The sequence below is a fragment of the Thermoanaerobaculia bacterium genome, assembly GCA_018057705.1.
In the GTDB taxonomy this organism is placed as follows: domain Bacteria; phylum Acidobacteriota; class Thermoanaerobaculia; order Multivoradales; family JAGPDF01; genus JAGPDF01.
Map to the genome: position 1 here is coordinate 1 of JAGPDF010000134.1, position 6,712 is coordinate 6,712.

A 6,712-nucleotide genomic window follows, 5' to 3' on the forward strand; every position below is an offset into this window, starting at 1 on the left:
ATTCTGCGCGAAGGCAGCACCCGGTTCAGGTCAGGCGCCGCAGGAGCACCGCCGTCTGGTCGTCGGCCGCGGGCGCCCCGCGGGTGAAGCGATGCAACTCGGCCCACAGCTCCTCGAGGATCCCGGCAGCCGGAAGGTCGCGGCAGCGACGCAGGACCTCGCCGATACGCTCGACGCCGAGCTCCTCCCCATCCGGGTCGGCGGCCTCGAAGAAGCCGTCGGAGAGCACCACCCAGAGGTCGCCGGCCGCGAGCTCGACGCGCCGGACCCGCGGCGGCGGCAGGGCGGGAAAGAGGCCGAGGGGCGGCAGATCGGCCTTGAAGACCTCGAGCCGGTCGTCGGCTGCATGGTAGTGCAGGAGCGGCGCCTGACCCGCGCTGAGCGAATCGAGCCCGCGGCCATCCGGATCGAGGCGGCCGAACCAGGCGGTGATGAAGCGGTTCTTCGGCAGATCGGCGCAGAGCTGGTCGTTGACCGGCTTGATGAGATCGGCGAGCCCGAGCCCCGAGCGCACCGCCATGCGCAGCATGGCGCGCAGCTGCGTCACCGAGAGCGCGGGACCGATGCCGTGCCCGGTGGCGTCGGCGAGGAAGAGGAAGGTCCCGCCCGCCGGCTCTCCCGGGATCGGCACCAGGTCGTAGCCGTCGCCGCCGGTCTCGTCGGCGGGGTGCGCCTTCGCTGCGATGTCGAGCCCCGGGTGCTGCGGCAATTCGGTCGGCCAGGTGGCGCGCTGGATCTGGCTCGCGAGCTGCAGGTCGCGCTCCAGCTTGAGCAGCGTCCTCAGCCCGGCGCGCATCGACTCCTGCGCCTCCCCGAGCCGTGCCACCTCGGCGATGCCGGTCGCCACCGGTGGCTCGGGCTCGAGCTCGCCGGCGGCGATGCGCTCGCTGCGCGCCACCAGCGTCTCGACCGGGCCCGCGACGCTCCGGCCGACCCTCCGGGCACTCGCGAGCGCGAGGCCGAGCGCGAGGAGCGTCAAACCTACGACGGTCCAGACGAGGCGATTGCGGTCGGTGAGCAGGTCGCGCGCCGGGATGAGCACCGCCACCATCTGCTCGCCGCCGCCCGGCAAGGCGAACGGCCGCAGCCGCCCCCACCAGGTTTCGCCCCCGCTCGAGAATCGCAGCGCCTCGTTGCGCGCGTCCGCACCGGCGGCGTCGAGGGCGCGTCGCCCGTCCGCGAAGAGCGTCAGCCCGAGGTCCCGCGGGCGCTTAAGGAAGAGCTCCGGATTCGGCGAAACCCCCAGGCCTTCGAGCTCTCCGGACCAGGCGATCAACCGCTCGCGGGGATCGAGGACTCCGGTGACCGTTCCGGGCGTGACTTCGAGCGCGGCCAGATGCGCGAGCAGACTGTCGAGCAGCAGCTCGACCACGATCACGCGCCCCTCGCCCTGCACGGTCGTGACGCGCCGCGAAACGGCGAGACCGCGCTGCTCCACCAGCCCGCCCGCCACCCGGTCCGACCAGTGCGGCGTCGTGTCCTCCTCCACCGTCGACGCCGCTAACCACCAGGGCTCGAGCCGCAGATCGATCTCGCGCCGCGTGGCGCCGGGAACGTCGGGCTCGCCGCCGGCCGCGGCAGCCCCCTCCGGCCGGATCGTCAGCGCCTCCCATCCAGCGGCACCGCGGCGCAGGGCGACTCCGTGGCCATCGTCGGTGAACAGTCCGAAGGCCCCGATGCCGGTACGGGCGTCGAACCAGGGCAGCGCGAGCCTGCGCAGCTCCGCGCCGTCGCCCTCGGGCTGCACGAGGCCGAGGCGGGGCAGCTCGGCCAGGGAATCGAGGTGTTCGGCGGCCGGCTCGTAGAGCCCTTCGAGGTGGGTCTCGACCTCGAGGGCCGCGCGGTCGACGAGCTCCCGGGAGAGCGCCTGGACCGCGCGGCGCGCGCCCCAGAGCGCGGCGCCGAGAACGCCCACGGCGAGCAGAAGAACGACGAGCCCCTGGGTGAGGAAGAGGCGATGGCGGAGGGGTTGGGTACGCGACATGGACGCTCCGGACAGGGCGAAGCGTACACGAGAGGCACGCCGCCCAGGCTCGCCCCGGTGAGGACGAGTGTCAGGCCGGCTGGGACGCGGCGATCAGCGCCCGACCAGGGCGATCGCGCGCAGCGGCGCACCCGACCCGCCGCCGATGTTCATCGGCAGCGCCACCACCCAGAAGTCCCGCGCCGGCAGCGCGCCGAGGTTCTTCAGGTTCTCGAGACCCGGGACCTCGCGCGCGGCAGCGATGCGGTGCACCGCGAAGTCGCTCGACGGGCCGTGGTCGATGCTCGCGGTGTCGACACCCAGCGCACCGATGCCGCGCTCCTCGATCAGCCAGCGCGCCGCGTCGGCGCCGAAGGACGGGAAGTGGAGGTGCGTCGCGTCGCCGGGAGTGTCGTCACCGAAGTAGGCCTTGCGGTCTCCCCAGCGCGTCTCCCAGCCCGTTCGCAGCAGCACGATGGCGCCCGGCGGAATGCGGCCGTGCACAGCCTCCCAGGCGGCGAGGTCGCCCGGCACGAGGCGATAGTCGGCCTCTTTCGCGCACTGCTCCCGGACGTCGATCACCACTCCCGGCGCCACCAACTGACGCAGCGGCACCTGGTCCACGGATCGCTTGCCAAAGGCGAAATGGAGCGGGGCGTCGAGGTGGGTGCCGCCGTGCTCCGGCGTGCAGAAGCGGTTCGCGGCATAGAACCAGCCCGCCGGCGTGGGTCCGGAGTGCAGGACCTCCAGCGAAAACTGCAGGCCGGCGGCGCTCGGCCAGTAGAGGGTCCGGGCATCGAAGGGATGCGAGAGATCGACGACATCGACGGTCGCGAGGTTCAAGCCCGCCGCCGTCGGCGCTGGGGTCGCAGTTGCCGCCGGCGGAGCGTCGGTGGCGACGCCGGCCCCCGAGCCGAGGGCGAAGAGGACGAACGCTGTGAGCCGGGATCCGAGTCTGCAGAGTGAGCTCTTCATGGCGCATCATCCTGCGAGCCCGGATGGCGCACTGTCAACTCCGACCGGGCCCTCCAGGAGCCCGCGCTTCGTCGAGCACCTTGCGAACCGCCCGGGCGAGCTCGTCCAGGGAGAACGGCTTGTGCAGGAAAGCCACCTCGTCGGTCACCACGCCATGGCGGACGAAATCGTCCTCGACGTAGCCGCTCATCAGCAGCACCGCGAGTCCGGGACGGCGGGCGCGCAGGATGTCGGCGAGCTCCCGCCCGCTCATCTCCGGCATCACCAGGTCGGTCAGGAGGAGGTCGATCGCGTCGCCCTGCTGCTCCGCGATCCCGAGTGCCTCCCTTCCGCTCGCGGCGACGTGCACGGTGTAGCCCTGCCTCTCGAGGGCGAGCCGGGCCACCCGGCGCACACCCGCTTCGTCCTCGACCAGCAGGACGGTCTCTTTCCCGCTCGGCGCCGCGGCCGCGGCCGGTGCACGGACTGCGCCCTCCGCCGGCGCGGGCAGCTGCGGCAGGCAGATCTCGAACGATGTCCCCTGCCCCTCGACGCTCTCCACGCCGATGTGGCCACCGCTCTGCTGGACAATGCCGAAGACGGTCGACAGACCGAGTCCGGTGCCCGTGCCGACCGGCTTGGTGGTGAAGAACGGTTCGAAGATTCGCTCGCGGATTTCGGCGCTCATGCCGGTGCCCGAGTCGCGAACCGTCAGGCGGGCGAAACGCCCGGGCGCGAGCCCAGGGCGACTGCGACAGGCGCCCGCATCGAGCTCGACGGCGTCGGTCCGCAACGTCAGCGTTCCACCCTGCGGCATCGCATCGCGGGCGTTGACGACGAGATTGACGATCACCTGCTCGAGCTGTCCGGGATCGACCAGGACGTGGCCGGTCTCGGGGCCGAGCTCGCAGGTGAGCGCGATGTCCTCGCCGATCAGCCGGCGCAGCATCGATTCGACCCCGCCGACGACCGCGTCCAGCCCGACGACCTGCGGCGCCAGGACCTGGGTGCGGCTGAAGGCGAGGAGCTGCCGGGTGAGCGTCGCCGCGCGCGCCGCGGCCTCGCGGATCTCGCCGAGCAGGAGACGCTCCGTCGCCCCGGGCGCGAGCGCCCGATCGAGCATCTCGCCGTTGCCGCCGATCACCGTCAGCATGTTGTTGAAGTCGTGCGCCACACCGCCCGCCAGCCGGCCGATGGCTTCGAGCTTCTGCGCCACCCGCAGCTTTTCCTCGAGCTCCACACGCTCCGTGACGTCGGTCCAGGAGCCCACGATCTCGGTCGGCCGGCCATCGGCGTCGCGCAGCAGCCGGCGCTCGTCCCGCACCCAGAGGAAGCGCCCGTCGCGCCGCCGGAAGCGGAACTCCAGCACCAGATGATCGTGCTCGTAGGGCAGCGCGAAACTCGCCTGGATCGCCGACTGATCCTCCGGATGGACATTCTCGGCCCACCACCGGGCACCGTCCCCGGGGATCGACTCCCAGCCGGTCATGGCTTCGATGTTGTCGCTGTACCAGACGAGGCGCTGCCCCTCCGCCTCGATCCGCAGGGCGTAAATGACCGCCGGGCTACCGGAGACGAAGCGCCGCAACGCCGTCTCGCCGCGCCGCCGGTCGACGAACAGACCGATCTGTCGGCCGACGGATTCGAAGGCCTCCTGCAGAGCGGGGTCCGGTTCGCTCATGCTCATGCCCAGGAAGTCGATGACGCCCAGGAGCTCCTCGCCCAACCGGATCGGGAATCCGACAGCGCCCCGCAGGTGGAGTGCCGCCGCCTCCGCCTGACGTCTGCAGTCCTTGTCGGCTGGCAGATCGGCAATCCAGCGTGGCCGGGCCTCGGCCCAGATCTCGCCGGGAAAACCCTCGCCGCGGCGCAGGCGGAGACGACGTGTCGCCGCGCCGAGCGCCGCGGCATCGACGCCCGGTGCGGCCCACCAGTCGACGCAAGCGAGCGTCGAATCTCCCTGACCGCACTCCCAGAGGGCTCCGAAGGACCACTTCTCTGGCTCGCCGATCGCTTGCAGGAGCCCCCGTGCCGCCTCAGCGAGCGAGGACGAGGCCGCCAGGACCCGGCTCACCTCCGCCTGCATCGCCGAACGGCGCTCCGCCTGCTTGCGGGCCGTGATGTCGCGGTCCATGCCGCGATATCCGCGCAGGTCCCCTGTCGGACCGAAGAAGGGGACACCGCTGCTCTCCAGAACGACGAGCCGGCCGTCCTTGTGGAGGTTGACGTTCTCGAGATTGGCGAACGGGGCCTGGCGCGTGGCATAGCTCCAGAAGAGCTCGCCGACCCGAGCCGCCTCCTCCTCCGGCATCAGGGCGAACGGCGTTCGCCCGAGGACTTCGTCCGGCTCGTATCCCAGCAGTTGCACGACCCGCGGGCTGACGAAGGTATAGCGCGCCGCAGCGTCGACCTCCCAGATCCAGTCGAAGGTCGTCTCGGCGAGCGCCCGGTAGTGCTCCTCGCTCTGGCGCAACGACTCGGCGACGGCGCGCGCCTGGGTCACGTCGCGCGCGATGCCGAGAACGCCCAGGAGCTTCCCGCCGGGATCCCGCACGGGAGTCTTGATGGTCTCGAAGCACGCCGATTTCGGCACATTCTTCGGCTCGATCCATTCCTCGCTGACCCAGGGCCCTCCGAGCTCGATCGCCCGGAGGTCGTTGTGGCGGAAAGCCTCGGCGACCTCCGCCGGAAAGAAGTCGGCGTCGCACCGCCCGAGGATCTCCTCGACGCTCGAATCCATCATGCGCGCAAACGCGTCGTTGCAGGCCAGGAAGACACCTGCGGGGTCCTTCATCCAGACGAGATCCGGAATGGTGTCGAGGACGGTCCGCAGGCGCGAGCGCTCGGCGACGAGGGCCTCTTCGGCGAGGACGCGATGGGTGATGTTCTCATGCGCGATGACGGCGCGGAGAGGGCCCTGTCCGGCAGGCGTGACGCGAGCGACGAACCAGCGCCGGACCTCCGGCGAGTGACATTCGTACTCGAGCGCGAACCCCGGGCTCTGGCGTGCAAGCACGGCGCGCAGTCCTTCGGCGAACTCGCCGGCGGCCCCGCAGCCGTCCGCCGCGGCGACTTCGCAGACGTGGAGGTAGTTCACGCCCACGCCGCAGGCACTCCCCGCGTCCCCGCCGTTCGCCGCGCAGAATCTCCGCCAGGCCTCGTTCACCGACAGGATCTCGCCCGACTCGCCGACCACAGCGATGTGCGAATCGAGGCTGTCGAGCGTCGAGCGCACGAAACTCTCCGACTGGCTCATCGCTTCTTCGGCCTGCATCGGAGCGGCGATGTTCGCGAAGACGGCGGCGGGCGGCGCGCCCCCGCGCCACATTCTGGACCGTTCGTCGGATCGCTCACGGCGTTCCGGCCGGACCCTGCACCGGCTCGGGTCGAGAACGGGCCCTCACTCCCGGACATCTGCACCTCCGGGCAGCGCGAGCTCTCGCGCTACCCTGGAGCACTCTACTCCCATTGGCGGACCTGGGCCCTCGGCATGAGCGCGCCCGCGAGCTCCGGCCGCCGTATGGGGGAGGCCCCGCCGGCCCGTGCTAGCCTCGCAGGCGAGCCCGGTCGGCGTCCTTCGCCCTCCCGCCGGCTCTCCGCCCATGCTCTGGACCGTCGCTGCCGCCGTGCTGCTGATCAACCTGCCGTTCGGTTTCTGGCGGGCCGGAGTGCGCAAGTTCTCGCCCGCCTGGTTCGTGGCGGTGCACGCCCCGGTGCCGCTCGCCGTCGGCCTGCGCTTCGCCTCCGGCCTCGGTTTCCAGTGGCACACCCTGCCTCTCTTCGTCGCCGCCTTCT

At 71.5% G+C, this 6,712-nt stretch carries 4 protein-coding genes; 1 reads left to right on the forward strand and 3 read right to left on the reverse strand.

The window, feature by feature from the left end:
- Positions 1–25 precede the first annotated feature (25 nt).
- From KBI44_20920 to KBI44_20930, 3 genes are all read right to left on the reverse strand, one after another.
- Positions 26–1,984 (reverse strand): SpoIIE family protein phosphatase, encoded by a 1,959-nt coding sequence (locus tag KBI44_20920; protein MBP9146947.1) that lies wholly within the window; start codon positions 1,982–1,984, stop codon positions 26–28.
- A gap of 93 nt (positions 1,985–2,077) precedes the next feature.
- Positions 2,078–2,938 (reverse strand): cyclase family protein, encoded by an 861-nt coding sequence (locus KBI44_20925; protein MBP9146948.1) that lies wholly within the window; start codon positions 2,936–2,938, stop codon positions 2,078–2,080.
- Between the two features lie 34 nt (positions 2,939–2,972).
- Positions 2,973–6,245, reverse strand: a complete 3,273-nt coding sequence (locus KBI44_20930; protein ID MBP9146949.1) for a PAS domain S-box protein — start codon at positions 6,243–6,245, stop codon at positions 2,973–2,975.
- 274 nt (positions 6,246–6,519) lie between these two features.
- Between KBI44_20930 and KBI44_20935 the strand changes: the two genes are divergently transcribed.
- Positions 6,520–6,712 (forward strand): hypothetical protein (locus KBI44_20935; GenBank protein MBP9146950.1); only part of this gene is annotated, 193 nt, incomplete at its 3' end.